The organism is Chryseobacterium sp. FG46 (assembly GCF_057809135.1).
Window position 1 is genome coordinate 12,586 of the sequence record NZ_JBMDJJ010000003.1, and the last position, 16,813, is coordinate 29,398.

Below are 16,813 nucleotides of genomic sequence, written 5' to 3' on the forward strand. Positions count from 1 at the left end.
AATTTAATTTACTACTTCCAACCGCCGCCTAAAGCTCTGTATAAATCTACAATGCTGCTTAATCTCTGTCTTTTAATGGAAGCCAGATTCAACTCTGCCTGTAGGGAATTCCCTTGTGCTGTAATCACTTCCAGGTAATTGGCTGAACCTCCTTTGTAAAGAAGTTGTGCACTTTTAATTCCGTCTTTCAGTGTAGTTGCCTGTTCTGTTGCTTTTTGTTCCTGAACTTTTAAGTTTTCATTGGAAACCAAGGCATCAGAAATTTCTCCCACAGCATTCAATACCGATTGGCGGAATGCCAGAACATTTCTTTCTCTTTGAATTTTGGCTACTTCAAAATCTGTTTTCAGTTGCCTTTTCTGGAAAATGGGCTGGGTAATTCCTCCTAAAACGGATCCGAATAACGAAGCCGGAATCTGAAACCAGTTATCAAATTTGAAAGAATTCACTCCTCCGTTGGCTGTAATCTTCAGTGCCGGATACATATTGGCCTGGGCAATTCCTACCATCGCATTGGATTCTAATAAAACCAGTTCCTGCTGGCGCACATCCGGTCTACGACTTACCATAGCTGCCGGAAGCCCTGCAGTAATGTTTTGAGGCAATGAAGTATCAGACATTTCAATGGTTCTGTCGACTTTATTGGGAAGTTCTCCAACCAGAATACTCAGTGCATTTTCCTGGATGGCAATATTCTGCTCCAGCTGGGCAATCAGAAGTTCTGTAGCCTGTTTCTGTGCTGCGGCCTGCTGTACTCCCAAAGAAGTATTATCTCCGCTTTCCCACATTTTTTGTGTCATCAAAAGGGTATTGCTGGTCAGTTCCAGATTGGATTTTGCGATAGCCAGTTGTTTATCAAGCATCAGCAGATTATAATATCCCTGCGCAATGGCTGCCACAACCTGAGTCTGAACCGCTTTTGAACCTTCGTAGGTCTGAAGATACTGCATTCTTGAAACTTCCTGCTGGTTTTTGATTTTTCCCCAGATGTCTGCTTCCCATGAAAGGTTGAAGGCTGCGTTATAGTCTTCAACATGGCTTGAACCTAAAAATAAATTTAAGCTCTGCCCGTTCATACTGTTTTTGGAAGGTTTTGAAATCTGCCCGCTTACTCCGAAACCAACGTCCGGATATTGCATATATTTTGCCTGTTTCAGTTTTTCCTGTGAAGCAGCAACCTGCTTCAGAGCAATCTGAAGGTCATAATTATTTTTAATTCCTTTTTCAATCAGTCCCTGCAAAATAGGATCGCTGAAAAACTGTTTCCACTCCAGATTAGCGATGCTGGCTGTGTCTGCAGTGGCGGTGTACTGGAATTTTTCCGGAAGAGGAAGCTCAGGCTCCGTATATGCCAGTTTAGACACACACGAAACAGAGCCGATGGCCAGCACAAATGTTAGAATAATATTTTTTACTCGTTTCATAGTTTTTAAACTTTTAATTGAAGACAAAACTTAGAGAGGTTTTTGTTGAGGCAAAAATTGTCTTTAGTAGGAGAAAATAATTAGCTTTTTTAAACCATTAAGATCGGGCAGGTAAATAGGTAAACCTATGATCTTAAAATTTTCTCTAAGTTTTTGTCATTCATTTTTTTATTAGTGGGTAGCAGCTAGAAGCTCTTCCTCCATTTGTTTTTTCAGAAGTCTTTTCTTTTTTCTGCTAGGCATTTTTTCATGCAGATACTGGAATATGACATACATTACCGGAATGATAAAGATCCCGAATATTACTCCTGTAAGCATTCCGCCTACGGTACTGTAACCAATAGAGTGGTTTCCTTTTGAAGAAGCACCTTGCGTCCATACCAGCGGAAGCATTCCCACAATGAAGGCAAAAGAGGTCATTAAGATTGGTCTTAAACGTAATCTTGATGCCTGAAGAGCAGATTCTATCAATGTTTTACCTGCTTTTCTTCTCTGCACGGCAAATTCAACAATCAGGATGGCATTCTTCGCTAATAGTCCTACAAGCATGATCAATCCTACCTGAACATAAATATTGTTATCAATTCCAGCTAATCCTGTGAAGGCAAATACTCCGAAAATCCCTGTAGGAATGGTAAGAATAATAGCAAATGGAAGGATATAACTTTCATATTGAGCGGCCAGTAAGAAGTAAACGAATAGAATACTTAAGAAGAAAATAAAAGCAGTCTGTCCGCTTGTTTTAATTTCTTCACGGGTAATCCCTGTCCATTCGTATCCATATCCTCTTGGCAGTGATTGCTGAGCCACTTCTTCTACCGCTTTGATTGCATCCCCGGTACTGTAGCCAGGTTTAGGAGTTCCGTTGATCGTTACTGCATTGAAAAGGTTGTTTCTTGTTACCGTTTCAGGACCGAAAGATCTTTTTAACGTTACCAGAGTTTTGGCAGGAACCATCTCTCCCGATTTATTTTTCACATAGATTCCTTCCAGGGAATTGACATCCGTACGGTAAGGAATATCAGCCTGAGCCATTACTCTGTAATATTTTCCAAATCTGTTGAAATCCGATACAAAGCTACTTCCGAAATAAATCTGCATGGTCTGCATCAGTTCTGTTACAGAAACACCCAGCTGATTGGCTTTATCTGTATCCACATCAATAGTGTACTGAGGGTTTCCAGCTGCATAGGTTGTAAAGGCGAAGGCAATTTCAGGTCTTTTCATCAGCTCTCCGATGAACTGCTGAGTGGTTGTTCCCAATTGTTCGAAAGAACCATTCGTTTTGTCCTGAAGCATGAATTCAAATCCGGAAACGTTACCGAAACCTTGTACCGTAGGGAAGTTGAAGAAGAATGCGTTGGCATCTTTTACCTGGCTTACCTTACCTGTCAATGTTGCTGCAATCTGATCGGGATCTTTCATTTCACCACGCTTGTCATAATCTTTAAGCTTGATGAAACCTGCAGAATAGGGAGAAGCGTTGGCATTACTGATGAAGTTCATCCCATCTGCTACCCAAAGGTGGTTGGTTGCTTTTTCACCATTGATAATTTTATCAATTTGAGCTGTCGCTCTGTGTGTTCTTTCTAATGAACTTCCCGGAGGAGTATTCACTGCATATAATACGAATCCCTGGTCTTCCGTAGGAATGAATCCTGACGGCGCTTTCTTGATTAAAAATACACTTGCTGCTGTGATGATAACAAGACCTCCTATCGCAACCCATTTGTTTTTAATTAAAAACTTAAGGCTGTAAATATATTTTCTGGTCATGCTGTTGAAGCTCGCATTGAAAGCATTGAAGAACCTTGCTCCAAAACCTTTTTTATGACCGTGCTCCCCATGTTCTCCCTGAGGATCATTTAAGAACATCGCACATAATGCCGGACTTAATGTTAATGCATTCACCGCTGAAATTAAAATCGCAATCGCCAATGTGAAAGCAAACTGTCTGTAGAAAACCCCTGCAGGTCCCTGCATGAAACCAACCGGAATAAACACGGCACACATTACCAACGTAATCGAAATAATAGCTCCTGAAATTTCGCTCATCGAGTGCATTGTAGCATGTTCTACAGGCATTCCCGTTTGTTCCATTTTAGAATGGACGGCTTCTACCACCACAATGGCGTCATCCACTACAATACCAATGGCGAGCACCAATGCAAATAAGGTAAGCATGTTGATACTGAAACCAAATAACTGCAGGAAGAAGAAGGTTCCGATAATCGCTACCGGTACGGCAATAGCCGGAATTAAGGTAGATCTGAAATCCTGAAGGAAAATAAATACTACAATAAATACCAATACGAAAGCAATAACAAGCGTTTCCACAACCTGATGGATAGAAGCATCCAGGAAGTCTTTGGAATTATACATGATAATGGGTTTCACTCCTTTTGGAAGAGTGGTTTCCATTACTTTTACCTGCTTTTCAATTTCGGTCAGGATTTCGTTGGCATTAGAACCTGCTGTCTGCAGGATGGCAAATCCGGCAACCGGTTTTCCATCTACTCTGTTGGTCGCTGTATAGGTATAAGAACCGAACTCTACTCGTGCAACATCTTTCAATCTTAGAAAAGAGCCGTCACTGTTTGCTTTGATGGCAATATTCTCATAGTCTTCGCCCTTGTTCAGTTTTCCTTTATATTTAAGGATGTATTCGTAAGTTTCCTTGCTTCCCTGTCCCAAACGGCCAGGAGCTGCTTCAAGGTTATGATCTTTAATCGCTCCCAAAACCTCCTGAGGAGAAAGATTATTAGCTGCCAGACGATCCGGTTTCAGCCAGATTCTCATGGAATAATCCCTTGTTCCGAATACCTGTGCCTGTGCTACCCCCGGAATACGCTGTATCTGTGGAATAACATTGATCTTCAGATAGTTTTGAAGAAATAATTCATCATATTGTTTTTCATCTTCACTGGTCAGTCCCATGAACATGATCATACTGTTCTGAACCTTTTGTGTTGAAATCCCGGCCTGTACTACTTCCTGGGGAAGCTGGCTCATCGCTTTTGATACACGGTTCTGTACGTTTACTGCTGCATTGTCGGCATCAGCGCCCTGTTTGAAGAAAACACTCAGGGTCATAGTACCGTCATTACTGGAGTTTGAGGTCATATAAGTCATGTTCTCAACCCCGTTTACCGCTTCCTCAATAGGAGTAGCAACTGAACGTGCTACCACCTCAGCATTTGCTCCAGGATAGAATGCCGTAACCTGAACGCTTGGTGGAGCGATATCCGGGAAGAGGGCAATCGGTAAATTAAAGAGAGACAAAGCTCCCAATAATAAGAGTATTATGGAGATGACCGTTGAAAGGACCGGTCTTTCTATAAATTGTTTTAACATAAGAAGTTTATTTTTTTAAGTCTTCTGTATTCGGAAAGGACTATAATGGTTTTGCTTTTAATAAGCTGTCAGAAGAAATGTTTTTCGGCTTAACAGAAGCACCGTCTTTCAGGTTTCCAATTCCTGTGAATACAATTTTTTCTCCAGGCGCAAGCCCTTCAGAAATAAAATAATAGCTATCCGTTTTTCCTGATATTTTGATGGGTCTTCCGGTTACCTTCTGATCTTTACCCATTACATAAACATAGGTTTTATCCTGAATTTCGAAGGTTGATTCCTGTGGAATAACCACGGCATTCGAGATCAGCTGAGGCATACGTACTCTTCCTGTGTTTCCGGTTCTTAAAGTTCCGTTGGCATTAGGAAAAACGGCACGTACACTGATGGCTCCGGTAGTTTTATCAAACTGTCCGTCCACAATACTTAATCTTCCTTTTTCAGGGTAAGTACTGTTGTCGGCAATCACAAGATCTACCATCGGCATATTTTTCAGTTTTTCTTCTAAGCTTGCTCCCGGATATTTGTTCTGGAAAGCGATGAAATCAAGTTCACTTAAAGAAAAATAGGCGTAGATTTCACTGATATCAGATAATAATGTCAATGGATTCGGATCTGTTCTGGAGATGAGACTTCCTTTTTTATAAGGAATTCTTCCGATATAACCGCTTACAGGAGCTGTAATGGTTGTAAATCCTACATTGATTCTGGCGCTTCCCACAGAGGCTCTGGCTTGTGCAGCAGCAGCAACGGCAGCTTCATAATTGGCTTTCGCTGTTTTAAGCTGTACATCAGAAACTACTTTGGCAGCAACCAGCGGCTGAAGTCTGTCTACTTCTACTTTTGCTTTTTGGATATTGGCATTGGCAGCCTGAAGATTGGCCTGAGCCATATTCATTTGCTCGCCGTAGCTTCTTGAATCTATTTTAAATAGTGGTTGTCCTGCTCTTACATAAGCTCCTTCTTCTACATAGATTCTATCCAGGTATCCATCTACCTGAGATCTGATTTCTACGTTGTTTTTCCCTTCTAAAGCAGTTGGGAATTCCTGATATGTAGTAGCGGGTGAGGTGATAACGGTATAAACCGGAAGTTCTGGAGCTGGAGGTGCGGCATTGGTTCCTTCTGCGGCTTTTGTGCAGCTCTGTAAAAGAATTATACTTGCAATAAGTACAATAAACCTTGTTTTTCCAGGTAATTTCATTGTTGGTTTAATTTTTTTAATGAAGTGTTAGAGGTAAGTAAAGTGTTTTAATAAATGCTGTATTTTTTCCTAACAGTGTTAATAATGAGTTCAAAAAAAATTACAGAATTTTTAATGTCTGATGAAGTCGATTGTTTCCATAAGTGAAATTGTTTTTAATGTATTGAAGTGTATAATGATGGTGTAAGGTGTGTTAATTTTACTAACGGTGTTAATTTATAGGCAAAAAATGACTAATTTTAACAACTGAATTATATGAATGGCTTCATAAATGGTTGAGTTTTTAATCAGGAATAACAGAATCATTTATATTAATTCAGTGTTAAGTTTCCTAACGGTGTTAATTTTTAATTCAAAAAAAAATTACAAAGACTTAATAAAAGCCGAAACAGTTTCGTCCAATGTAGTCTTATTCATTGTTGAAGGAATATCCGCTGTACGCATCATCATAATAGAGATCATACCGTGTACGGCAGAAAACAGAGCGTGAGACATATGACAGGCATTGTCCGGATTGGATCCGTTTTTCTTAATAATCTCATAGGTGCATTCATAGATAAGCTCCTGAAATGATGAGAATTCTTTTTTCATCTGACCTTTTCCACAGCATTGCATTCCAAGGCCAAACATAAGCTGGTAATATTCCTTGTTTTTAAAAGCAAAGTTCCAGTACGCATCCACAATGGCAACAAGCTGCTCTTCCGGAGTATCGTGTTTCTGCTGAGCTTTTAATAATTCTATATGTAACTTGTGAAAGCCATCTAAAGAAATTTCAAATAGAATAGCTTCTTTATTTTCAAAATAATCATATACAACGGGAGCGCTATACTCAATAGCATCTGCTATCTTACGCATAGAAAGCGATGCCCAGCCGTCAGTTTTAGCCAACGTAAAAGCAGCCTGCAAAATATTTGCACGGATGGATTCTTTTTCTCGTTGACGGCGTTCATGTAGACCCATGATTTTTATTTACTAACAGCGTTAGCAAAACTACAAACTTTTTACTATAACTTCCAAGGGATATTGTAAGTTTTATGAGTTCGCCTCCTATTGAAAGAGAAATTAAGCAAAGGCTGGAAGCTGGAAGAATGGGGTCTGGAAGGTGGTTTGAAACAAAAACATCCATTAATAGAATTTGACTATAACTATTTTTTGGTGGTAAATATCTCCCTCCCTCCAGCTTCCGGTTTCCTTACCCTATAAAAAATGAAAATGTCTTCTTCATAATTAATAAAAGAAATAATTATCTTTGCCGGTAAAGAAATAAGGATATGAATACTCCCTCAAATATGCTGGCATTAGGAACAAAAGCTCCGTTTTTTGAACTTCCTAACCCGTCAAAAACAAATGAACTTCAGTCTTTGGATGAACTGAAAGGAGAAAAAGGTACTTTGGTGATCTTTATGTGCAACCACTGTCCGTTTGTTCTTCATGTGATTGATAAGATCAATGAATTGTACGAAGATTATAACGAGCGCGGAATTGAATTCATCGCTATCAATGCTAATGATATTGAAAAATATCCGGCAGATTCTCCGGAAAAAATGATCGAATTCCAGATTGAAAGAAGATTTGATTTCCCTTATCTGTTTGATGAAAGCCAGGCGGTAGCAAAAGCCTACGATGCGGCTTGTACACCGGATTTTTATTTCTTTGATGATAAGCTTGACCTTGTGTACAGAGGCCAGATGGATGACTCAAGACCGGGAAATAATAAAGACGTAACCGGAGAAGATCTGATTATTGCTTTTGAAAATCTTTTGGCTGGGGAAGCTCAGGAAGAAATTCAGAGACCAAGTATGGGATGCAATATTAAATGGAAATAATTACTGGTTGCTGATTTATTGAGTTACTGGTTTTTACCCGATAATACAAAGCTGCTCTTTTGGAGTGGCTTTTTTGTTTCTTGCAACATAGTTCACCTATTATCCACACAGTTTGTCACTCCGCAGGAGTCTCGGTACAACTGATCTTTTTATTGTAAGTACCTGCAAAATTTTCATAAGTAAGTCTGGATTCCTACGGAATGACAAATATGAAAGCATTGTCTATTCATTCACTTTGTCACTCCGCAGGAGTCTCAACACAACTTGCATTCTTTTATTGTAAACGTCTCAAAAGTAAGTCTGGATTCCTACGGAATGGACAGGCACAACGCTTAGTATAAGCGCACGAATTGTTGATAAAAGTCCTGGCAAATTATCAAAAACTTACTTTAGCTTTAATCTCCTTTTCAGTCTTTATATCTATATTGACGTTGCTGTCAGAGTAATTCCTGATAAACTCAGAAGGAGTTTTTCCCGTATATTTTTTAAACATCCTGTTAAAATACGTCACATTATTAAAACCACATTGATAACTGCATTCCGAAATAGATCTGTCCTGTGCCATCAGCAGACAAGCTTTATTAATTCTGTATCGGTTCACAAACTCTGTGAACGTAATCTGAGTGGCTTTTTTAAAGAAATTGCAGAACGCAGGCAAAGTAAGGTTGGCCAGTTTTGCAACGTCTTCAATATCGATTTCCTTGTCGTAATGATGTTCTACATAGGTGAAGATATTTTCAAGACGGGTTTTATTTTTTGAAATAATGGTGTAGGGCATGATCTCTTTATTCAACAGATCATAATCTTCACACTTTGAAAGTTCAAAAAGAATTTCCAACAGTAACAAATATCTTTTGTAGCCTTCAGATTCAAGCATCAGCTTCAGTTTGGGAAGCATTATTTTTTTTACTTTATGATGAAAATGAATCCCGAATTTGGAAAGTTCCAAGAGGTTTTTAATGGATCTGGCTTCTACTTCCTGCTCAGGAAACTGAAGGATTTCTTCTTTGAACTGAAGGACAATTTCCTCATGCGGATCAATAGAATTCAGTCCAAATCCGGAGTGGGGAATATTAGATCCGATTAATACCAGATCTCCATTCGTATAATTACTTTTATGATAGCCTACATGGCGGGTTCCGTTCCCGGAAATGACACATACCAGCTCAATTTCGGGATGATAATGATATTCCCATTTGAATTCTGAAATGGGAGAGTTATTGTGAATGGTACGGAATGAACTCTTTTCATTAGGGATTACCCTTTCAAAAGTAACTTTCATTTAATTAATCATATTTAATTACTAAAAATACTAAATATATTAATATAGTTCAAATATTGATTTACTGTGTTAAATTATCGTTAACAGAAATGCTTCTATCTTAGCCAGCAAGAAATAACCTGAATGAAAAATCTTAACATCAAGGCCGTTTTATTTTTAAACTATTTTGTCTTCGCAATTCTTCTGAATTCTGTAGGAACAGTCATTCTACAGGTACAGCAGAATTTTGGGATTTCAAAATCTTCGGCCAGTGTACTGGAAGGTTTCAAAGATCTTCCGATTGCTCTATGTTCTTTCATTCTGGCTTCATTTCTTCCGAAGATAGGAATCAAAAAATCGATGCTGACTGCTTTATTGCTGGTAAGCTGTATGTGTTTTGTAATGCCTTTTACCAATGATTTCTGGGTATTCAAATTATTATTTGCGACCGTAGGAGTTTCCTTTGCATTGATTAAAATATCGGTTTTTACTTCTATTGGACTGATAACGGAAACAGACAAAGAACATTCCAGTTTTATGGGATTTCTGGAAGGGTTTTTCATGATCGGAGTATTGGCAGGAAATGTTCTTTTCAGTTTATATATTGATGATCACAATCCGAAATCTACCGAATGGCTGAATGTATATTGGGTACTGGGAGGACTTTCAACTTTATCTTTTTTATTCTTATTTTTTTCAAAACTGAATGAACAGGAAGCTAAAAGTGAGAAAACAGATTTATTGGGTGATTTAAAAAACAGTGTAAGCTTATTCAGTTATAAAAAGGTGCTGTGCTTTTTATTATGTGCTTTTCTTTTTGTACTGGTGGAACAGAGTTTCCAGACATGGACACCTACTTTTTATAAAGAAATTTTAAAAGTGCCTACTTCTATGAGTATTCAGGCGGGAGCGGTTTTAGCAGGAGCTTTTGCATTGGGAAGATTTTTGTCGGGATTCTTCTCTAAGAAATTCAGCTGGATCTATGTGGTTTCTTTCTGTGTGGTTGGTTTTGCCATTAGTTTACTGCTGGTTTTACCACTTACACATAATATTCATATTGATACGAATACAAACTGGATGAATGCTCCTCTGGTCGTTTATTTATTTCCTTTGATGGGAGGTTTGCTGGCACCGATTTATCCGAGTATTAATTCTGTAATTCTGGCATCTATCCCGAAGTATTTGCACAGTGCGATGTCAGGATTGATCGTTGTGTTCTCAGCAATCGGAGGAACGATAGGTTCTATCATTACCGGTTTTGTGTTTCAGGAGTTCAGTGGGCAGCAGGCATTTTATCTTTCCCTGATTCCGCTTTCATTACTGATCACTTCGGCAGTATTCATGAATAAATTAAAAATTAATCCTAAAAAATAACAATGAGTAATCAGCTTTACATAAACGAAATTCAAAGTCTGTTTGATGAGGTACAGAGATCTGAAATTTTTGAAGATCAGAAAATGATGACGGATGCAGTTCCTCTGTTTCCCATTGCAAAGATCAATGAGGATTACGAACAATCCAAAAATACCGAAGGTTTTGATCTGAAAGATTTTGTGATGGCTCATTTTGACTTTTTAGGAGCAAGAGTTTCTGTACACAGAGAAGAGCAACTTCCCATTGGAGAACATATTGAAAAGTTATGGGATGAATTAACCCGTACAGCTTATGAAGAAAAAGGAACTCTTTTAAAATTACCAAAGCCGTACATTGTTCCGGGAGGCCGTTTTAATGAATTTTTCTATTGGGACAGCTATTTTATTATGCTTGGATTACAAGTTTCCGGCAGAATAGAAATGATGGAAAATATTATTGAAAACTGTTCTTACCTGATCAAAAGTGTAGGATTTGTTCCGAATGCCAGCAGAACGCATTTCCTGAGCAGATCGCAGCCTCCTTACTTTTCATTAATGCTGGATCTTCTTTTTGAAACCACACATGATGAAACAATTTATACAAAATATCATGACACTCTTGAAAAAGAATATGCTTTCTGGATGAATGGGGAAGATGGGCTTGAAAACAATTCCAGTGTAAAAAGAGTGGTGAGAACAGCAGACGGAGATATTCTGAACCGTTATTATGATGCAGAAAATGAACCGCGTCCTGAAAGTTACCTGATCGATATTGAAGACCAGGAGACCGCTTCAGGAAAAGAATTTTACAGAAATATAAGAAGCGCCTGCGAATCCGGCTGGGATTTTTCCAGCAGATGGTTTGCAGACGGAAAAAATATACAGACGATAGAAACGCTGAACCTTGCACAGGTTGATCTGAACTGCCTTTTATGGCATTTGGAGACGACTTTGGCAAAATCTTCAGCGCTTCAGAATCTGAGTGAAAAAGAAAATTATTTTTCAGAAAGAGCAGCAAGCCGAAGACAGATGATCAATACCTATTTCTGGGATGGAAATACTAACAATTATAAAGATTATCACACAAAAAAAAACACAAAAACACCGTCTGAACATATTGCTGCTCTTTACCCTCTATTCCTTGGAATAGCAGATCAGGAGCAGGCTGAGGCAGTTGCTAAAGCTGTTGCTGAAAAGTTTCTTTACCAGGGTGGTCTTGTTACTACAACTAAAAACTCGGGTCAGCAGTGGGATCTTCCCAATGCGTGGGCTCCTTATCAATGGTTAGGATTTAAAGCAATGAAAAATTACGGCTTTGATGAGCTGGCAGAAAAAATTAAAAACAACTGGTGTTCCAATGTAGAAAGGGTCTACAAAAACACTGGAAAGCTGATGGAAAAATACAATGCATTAGACACAGAAACAATAGCAGGCGGAGGGGAATACCCTAATCAGGACGGATTCGGTTGGACCAATGGAGTGTATTTACAATTACAACAAAACTGAAACTAACAATAAAAAATAAGGCTATGAAAAAAAAATCGATCTTTTTAATCGCCGCAACAGCTACGTTATACTTTAATAATGCTTATGCCCAGGAAACACCGCAGGATTCTGCAAAAGTTTCTTCCATCGATCAGATTGTCATTACAGGAAACTCAAATCCAAAGAAAAAAATAGAATCCAGTACAGCAATTTCCACATTTAGCTCCAAAGAAATTCAGAAACAGAACCCGATCAGTGCTGCTGCTTTATTGCAAAGAGTTCCGGGATTTGCGGTGGAAACTTCAGGTGGGGAAGTAGGAAACAACCTTTTCGCAAGAGGGATTCCTTCTGCAGGAGCTTATGAATTTGTACAGGTACAGGAAGACGGTCTTCCGGTTTTCGAAGACGGAGCACTTCAGTTTGCCAATGCTGACAACTTTTTCCGTGTAGACAATTCTGTCAACCGTATGGAAGCGTTGAGAGGAGGTTCAGGTTCTATTTTTGCAACCAATTCACCTGGAGGTCTGATCAACTTTATTACCAGAGAAGGAACCAATGATTTCAGAGGGACTGCAAAACTGGAGACAAGTACCTACGGATTGATGCGTACCGATGTTAATGTAGGAGGAGCTTTGGTTCAGGATAAATTGTTTTTCAATGTTGGTGGTTTTTACAGAACAGATGACGGAATCAGAAAAACAGGTTTCAAAGCCAATAACGGCGGACAGATCAGAATGAACCTGAAATATGTCTTTGATAAAGGCTATGTAAAAGTTTATTACAAAAAACTGGATGACAGAAATACATTCTTCCTTCCAATTCCTTTGATCCAAAACGGAAATAAGCTGAAAGGATTCCCAGGTTTTGATCCTAACTATGGAACATACAGTTACAGAGCCATCAGTCAGCTGAATATTCCACAGGCCGGAGGCGGATTTTTCAACAGAAATCTTGAAGACGGAATCCATCCAAAAGTAGATGTATTGGGTGCTGAGTTTAAATATGACCTTGGAAATAATTTCACGGTTTTAAACAAAACCAGATACACCAATATCAATATGAATTATACTGGAATTTTTCCTGCAGGAGGTCCACAGACGGCTGCCGATTTTGCTAAGAGCAACGGAATTACAGGAAATAACTATCAGTATTCATTGGTAGGCAGTGGAGGAGTGGTTAATCCTCAATATGTACAAAAGCTTGGCTTCTGGGCAATTGATAAGCAGATGAATAACTTTGTCAACGATTTACAGTTCAACTATAAATTTGATAAAGGAAATGTTACGGCAGGTTTTTATAAATCCAACTGGAAGTCGCACCAATACTGGAACTGGAGTAATATTCTGACTACAGCATCAGACAGACCTGAATTACTGAATCTGGTAGATACTTCTTTAAGTCCGTCAGATGTTGGGTATTCCAAAACATATAATGGTGTTACCAATATGACATTTTTGCAGAGAGATACCCAGACTCAGGGAAGTTTGAATGATCTTTATGTAAACCTGGATTATAATATTACCAATGCTTTAAGTGTAAATGGAGGTCTTCGCTACAGCCATGATTATTACAAAGGAAATTTTGCCAATACAACAAGTGCTAATTTAAATAATTCAGGGTTAACAACGGATGGAACTCACGGTTTCAACACAACAACTGCTGATGATAATATGAGTGTATTGGGAAATAAATACACTTACTGGAACTACAATGTAGATAAAGTTTCCTTTACGTTAGCTGCCAATTATAAGATCAATAGAGAAAATGCAGTGTATGCCCGTTTCTCCAATGGTTTCAGATCTCCGAATGAAGAAGCCTATTACAATTATTTCTCCAATCCAAACCCTGATAAACCGTTAAAATCTGTAACAACGAACCAATTGGAGGTAGGATATAAATATTACTCGCGTACTTTTGATATCGCAGTGATTCCGTTCTATTCTACCTTGAAAAATCTGTCATTTACGGATGTTTTCTCTGATGGTAAATCCGAAAATACTTTCGCCAATACCAAAAACTATGGAGTTGAAGTGGAAGGTTTCGCCCGTTTGTTCAATAATATTTTAGAAGTAACATTCAACGGGACCATTCAGAGTCCAAAATATAAAAACCTTGAGGCCGGAAGCGTGCTTGAAGGAAATGTGGTAAGAAGAATGCCTAAATTTTTCTTCAATATTTCACCGGCTGTCAATATTACCAAATCATGGAGAGCATATGTAAGTATGAATTATTATGGAAAACGTTTCCAGGATGAGAAGAATGTACAGACTTTGCCTTCTTTCACCGAATTTGGAGCAGGAATGTCTTACCAGTTAGGAAGAATACGTTTTGCAGTGGATGGAACCAATATCTTTAATACCATTGGAATCACAGAAGGTGACCCAAGAGCAGGTTCTCCGAACGGAGACGGAATCATCATGGCCAGACCTATTATGGGAGCTGCCGCCAGAGCCTCAATCACATTGGATTTCTAAATTCTATTTCTTTATAACAGCAAAACCGTCAGAATTTCTGACGGTTTTGTGTTTTTTATCATTACTGTCCTATAAAAAGTATAGATACATTGAAAATATCAATATTTACGGTATGAATTAACAGTGAGCTTTGGAGCTGATTTGATCCCATCGGGATCTACTGTGAATAGAAAAAAATGAAGCCCCTATAAAATAAAGCTCCGGAGGAGCGACCTGTTAATGATGTTTTAATTAAATCGGACAAGAATGATTTTTATATTAAGTGTCAGATCTAATTTTGCTTCAAGACATTTACACGACTCTCAAATCCTAAAACACTCCGGCTCTTTTACTTCAAAAACGGATTGTACTGTTTCTCAAAACCAATCGATGTAGGATTTCCATGTCCTGAGAAAACCTGGGTATCATGATCTAAAATAAAAAGTTTCGATTTAATTCCTTCAATCAGCTGCTCATAATTTCCTTTATACAAATCTGTTCTTCCGATACTGCCTTCAAAAAGAACATCACCCGAAATCATGAATTTCTGATTGTCATTATGATACACCACACTTCCCGGAGAATGTCCAGGAACATGATAAATTTTAAACTTTTCACCATCCAGATCAAGTTCATCCCCTTCCTTGATATATTCCACATCTACTTTTACCGGATTGATCTGCATTCCGAATCTCATACCACTCGCCTGAAGCATATCCAGCACTTCCTGATCTTCCTGATGCATATGTACTGGTACATTGAATTTGTCAAAAGCCCACTGAAGTCCCAATACATGATCAATATGAGCATGGGTTAAAAGAATTTTCTGAATCTTCAGCCCTTTCTCTGTAATAAAATGATCAATAGCCTGAGTTTCCTGAGCATTCATATTTCCCGGATCGATTAACCAGGCATTTTTATTTTCGTTATAGATGATATAAGTATTTTCACTCGCAAAGTTGAATACGAAACCTTGAATCTGAAGCATATCTGAATATTTTTTATTCCAAAAATACGATATTATTAAGAAAATGGCTATTTTTCGTTATCTTCGTCATAATGAAAACTTTGCGAATACTCTTACTATCTTTGGGCGGACTGGTCTTTGGACAAAATATCCAAAGTGTTCAGCTGTTCAATCCTCAGACCAACGATGAAACCCCAGTAATTAAAATTGGCGAACAATTGGTTTTAGGCTTTGATGATCTTACAAACGGCAGTCAGATCTACAGATATACCTTCAAACATTATGACAGAAACTGGAATGAAGATAACCTGTTTTTTACAGAATTTGCTACCGGGAGTATGAATGCACTGCTGGACCAGTTTCAGTATTCATTCAATACATTACAGGCTTATACCCATTATAAACTGGTTTTTCCGAATGATAAAATTCAATTAAAGGTTTCAGGGAATTATGAACTGATTGTCTATAAAGATTCGGCAGACCAGCCTCTTTTCAAAAAAAGATTTTATCTGGTAGAAGATGTAACTTCTGTAGGGCTGAATATTTCAAGATTTGCAGATGCAAAAAATCCCAATGCTAACCAGAGGGTAGAAGTGAATGTTTCTCCGAAAGGCGGAGATATTTCTTCCAATGTCAATTCTATCACCATGAATGTGATGCAGAATAACAACCCGAATATGGTGATTTCCAATCTTAAGCCAAGCAGTGTTTTAGGAAACCAGGTGCTGTTCCAGCAAATGAATCTTGTTTTTCCGGGAGACAACGAGTTTTATTATTTCGATAATAAAAATATGAATATGGCAGCAGATATGGTGCGCGCTACCGAAATAAAAGATGATGTTAACCAGACGTATCTTCATCCGGTATGGGCGTTTCCTTTGAATTATCAGTATCAGCCGGATGTGAATGGAGCATGGTATTACAGAAGAAATGATTTAGGTAGAGAAAGAGATGCCGAAAGAGAAGCTGACTATTCATGGGTACATTTCTATCTGGATTCTGATCCTGTGGATAAAGAAATTTATGTGCTGGGAGGATTTAATAATTATAAACCCGGCAAGGAAAATCAGATGCAGTATAATGCATCCACCAAACAATATGTGGCGAAAATATTTCTGAAACAAGGATTTTATAACTATGTATTGGCAACTAAAGAAGGAAATGGTTCTCTCAACTTTGGAGAAATAAACGGTAATTTCTGGCAGACGGAAAACCTTTATCAGGCATTTCTTTATTATGCACCATTCGGAAGAAATTATGATGGTTTAATGGGATATGGAGAATTCAGAACACCAATTGCCAACAAACGGTAAGTAATTATAAAATATACATATAAAATAGGATTGTCTCTTGAGGCAGTCCTATTTTTGTTCATATTGAAAATAATTAATCAATTAAATCTTATATCAGGGTTGTTTTTTTACAATATAATGCACTGCATAGTGAAAAAAAATAATTCACAAAATTTTGATTTTAATTAAATATTTTAA

12 protein-coding genes are annotated in these 16,813 nt (G+C 38.1%); 6 read left to right on the plus strand and 6 right to left on the minus strand.

Features of this window, described 5'->3' with window-relative positions; all coding sequences use genetic code 11:
* Positions 1-11: 11 nt before the first annotated feature.
* The 4 genes from ACODR7_RS02935 to ACODR7_RS02950 form a co-directional block, all read right to left on the minus strand.
* Positions 12-1,424: an efflux transporter outer membrane subunit gene (locus tag ACODR7_RS02935; RefSeq protein ID WP_488837146.1), complete on the minus strand. Its 1,413-nt coding sequence runs from the start codon at positions 1,422-1,424 to the stop codon at positions 12-14.
* Positions 1,425-1,595: 171 nt separating this feature from the next.
* Positions 1,596-4,778, minus strand: coding sequence for an efflux RND transporter permease subunit (locus ACODR7_RS02940; RefSeq protein ID WP_488837147.1), 3,183 nt, complete (start codon positions 4,776-4,778; stop codon positions 1,596-1,598).
* Positions 4,779-4,818: 40 nt separating this feature from the next.
* Entirely contained in the window at positions 4,819-5,979 is a 1,161-nt protein-coding gene (locus tag ACODR7_RS02945) for an efflux RND transporter periplasmic adaptor subunit (RefSeq protein ID WP_488837148.1), read from the minus strand.
* Between the two features lie 363 nt (positions 5,980-6,342).
* Complete coding sequence (locus ACODR7_RS02950) at positions 6,343-6,939, minus strand: TetR/AcrR family transcriptional regulator (RefSeq protein ID WP_076595846.1); 597 nt, start codon at positions 6,937-6,939, stop codon at positions 6,343-6,345.
* 90 nt (positions 6,940-7,029) lie between these two features.
* Here ACODR7_RS02950 and ACODR7_RS02955 point away from each other — a divergent pair, with 90 nt between their 5' ends.
* Together ACODR7_RS02955 and ACODR7_RS02960 are read left to right on the plus strand one after the other, a co-directional pair.
* Positions 7,030-7,182 (plus strand): hypothetical protein, encoded by a 153-nt coding sequence (locus tag ACODR7_RS02955; protein WP_488837150.1) that lies wholly within the window; start codon positions 7,030-7,032, stop codon positions 7,180-7,182.
* Between the two features lie 68 nt (positions 7,183-7,250).
* Complete coding sequence (locus ACODR7_RS02960; protein ID WP_034694944.1) at positions 7,251-7,805, plus strand: thioredoxin family protein; 555 nt, start codon at positions 7,251-7,253, stop codon at positions 7,803-7,805.
* A gap of 376 nt (positions 7,806-8,181) precedes the next feature.
* Here the strand turns inward: ACODR7_RS02960 and ACODR7_RS02965 are convergent, their stop codons facing one another.
* A complete protein-coding gene (locus tag ACODR7_RS02965) occupies positions 8,182-9,087 on the minus strand; it encodes an AraC family transcriptional regulator (protein ID WP_488837152.1) in 906 nt (301 codons plus the stop codon).
* 123 nt (positions 9,088-9,210) lie between these two features.
* Between ACODR7_RS02965 and ACODR7_RS02970 the strand changes: the two genes are divergently transcribed.
* The 3 genes from ACODR7_RS02970 to ACODR7_RS02980 are packed head-to-tail and all read left to right on the plus strand — an operon-like array spanning position 9,211 to position 14,377.
* Complete coding sequence (locus ACODR7_RS02970) at positions 9,211-10,440, plus strand: MFS transporter (RefSeq protein WP_488837153.1); 1,230 nt, start codon at positions 9,211-9,213, stop codon at positions 10,438-10,440.
* A gap of 2 nt (positions 10,441-10,442) precedes the next feature.
* Positions 10,443-11,924, plus strand: coding sequence for a trehalase family glycosidase (locus tag ACODR7_RS02975; RefSeq protein WP_488837154.1), 1,482 nt, complete (start codon positions 10,443-10,445; stop codon positions 11,922-11,924).
* 23 nt (positions 11,925-11,947) lie between these two features.
* On the plus strand, positions 11,948-14,377 hold the full coding sequence (locus tag ACODR7_RS02980; RefSeq protein WP_488837155.1) for a TonB-dependent receptor: 2,430 nt from the start codon (positions 11,948-11,950) through the stop codon (positions 14,375-14,377).
* Positions 14,378-14,705: 328 nt separating this feature from the next.
* Here ACODR7_RS02980 and ACODR7_RS02985 read toward each other — a convergent pair whose 3' ends face one another.
* Positions 14,706-15,344, minus strand: coding sequence for an MBL fold metallo-hydrolase (locus ACODR7_RS02985; protein ID WP_488837156.1), 639 nt, complete (start codon positions 15,342-15,344; stop codon positions 14,706-14,708).
* 71 nt (positions 15,345-15,415) lie between these two features.
* Here ACODR7_RS02985 and ACODR7_RS02990 point away from each other — a divergent pair, with 71 nt between their 5' ends.
* Positions 15,416-16,636, plus strand: coding sequence for a type IX secretion system plug protein (locus ACODR7_RS02990; RefSeq protein WP_488837157.1), 1,221 nt, complete (start codon positions 15,416-15,418; stop codon positions 16,634-16,636).
* The last annotated feature ends 177 nt before the right edge of the window (positions 16,637-16,813 follow it).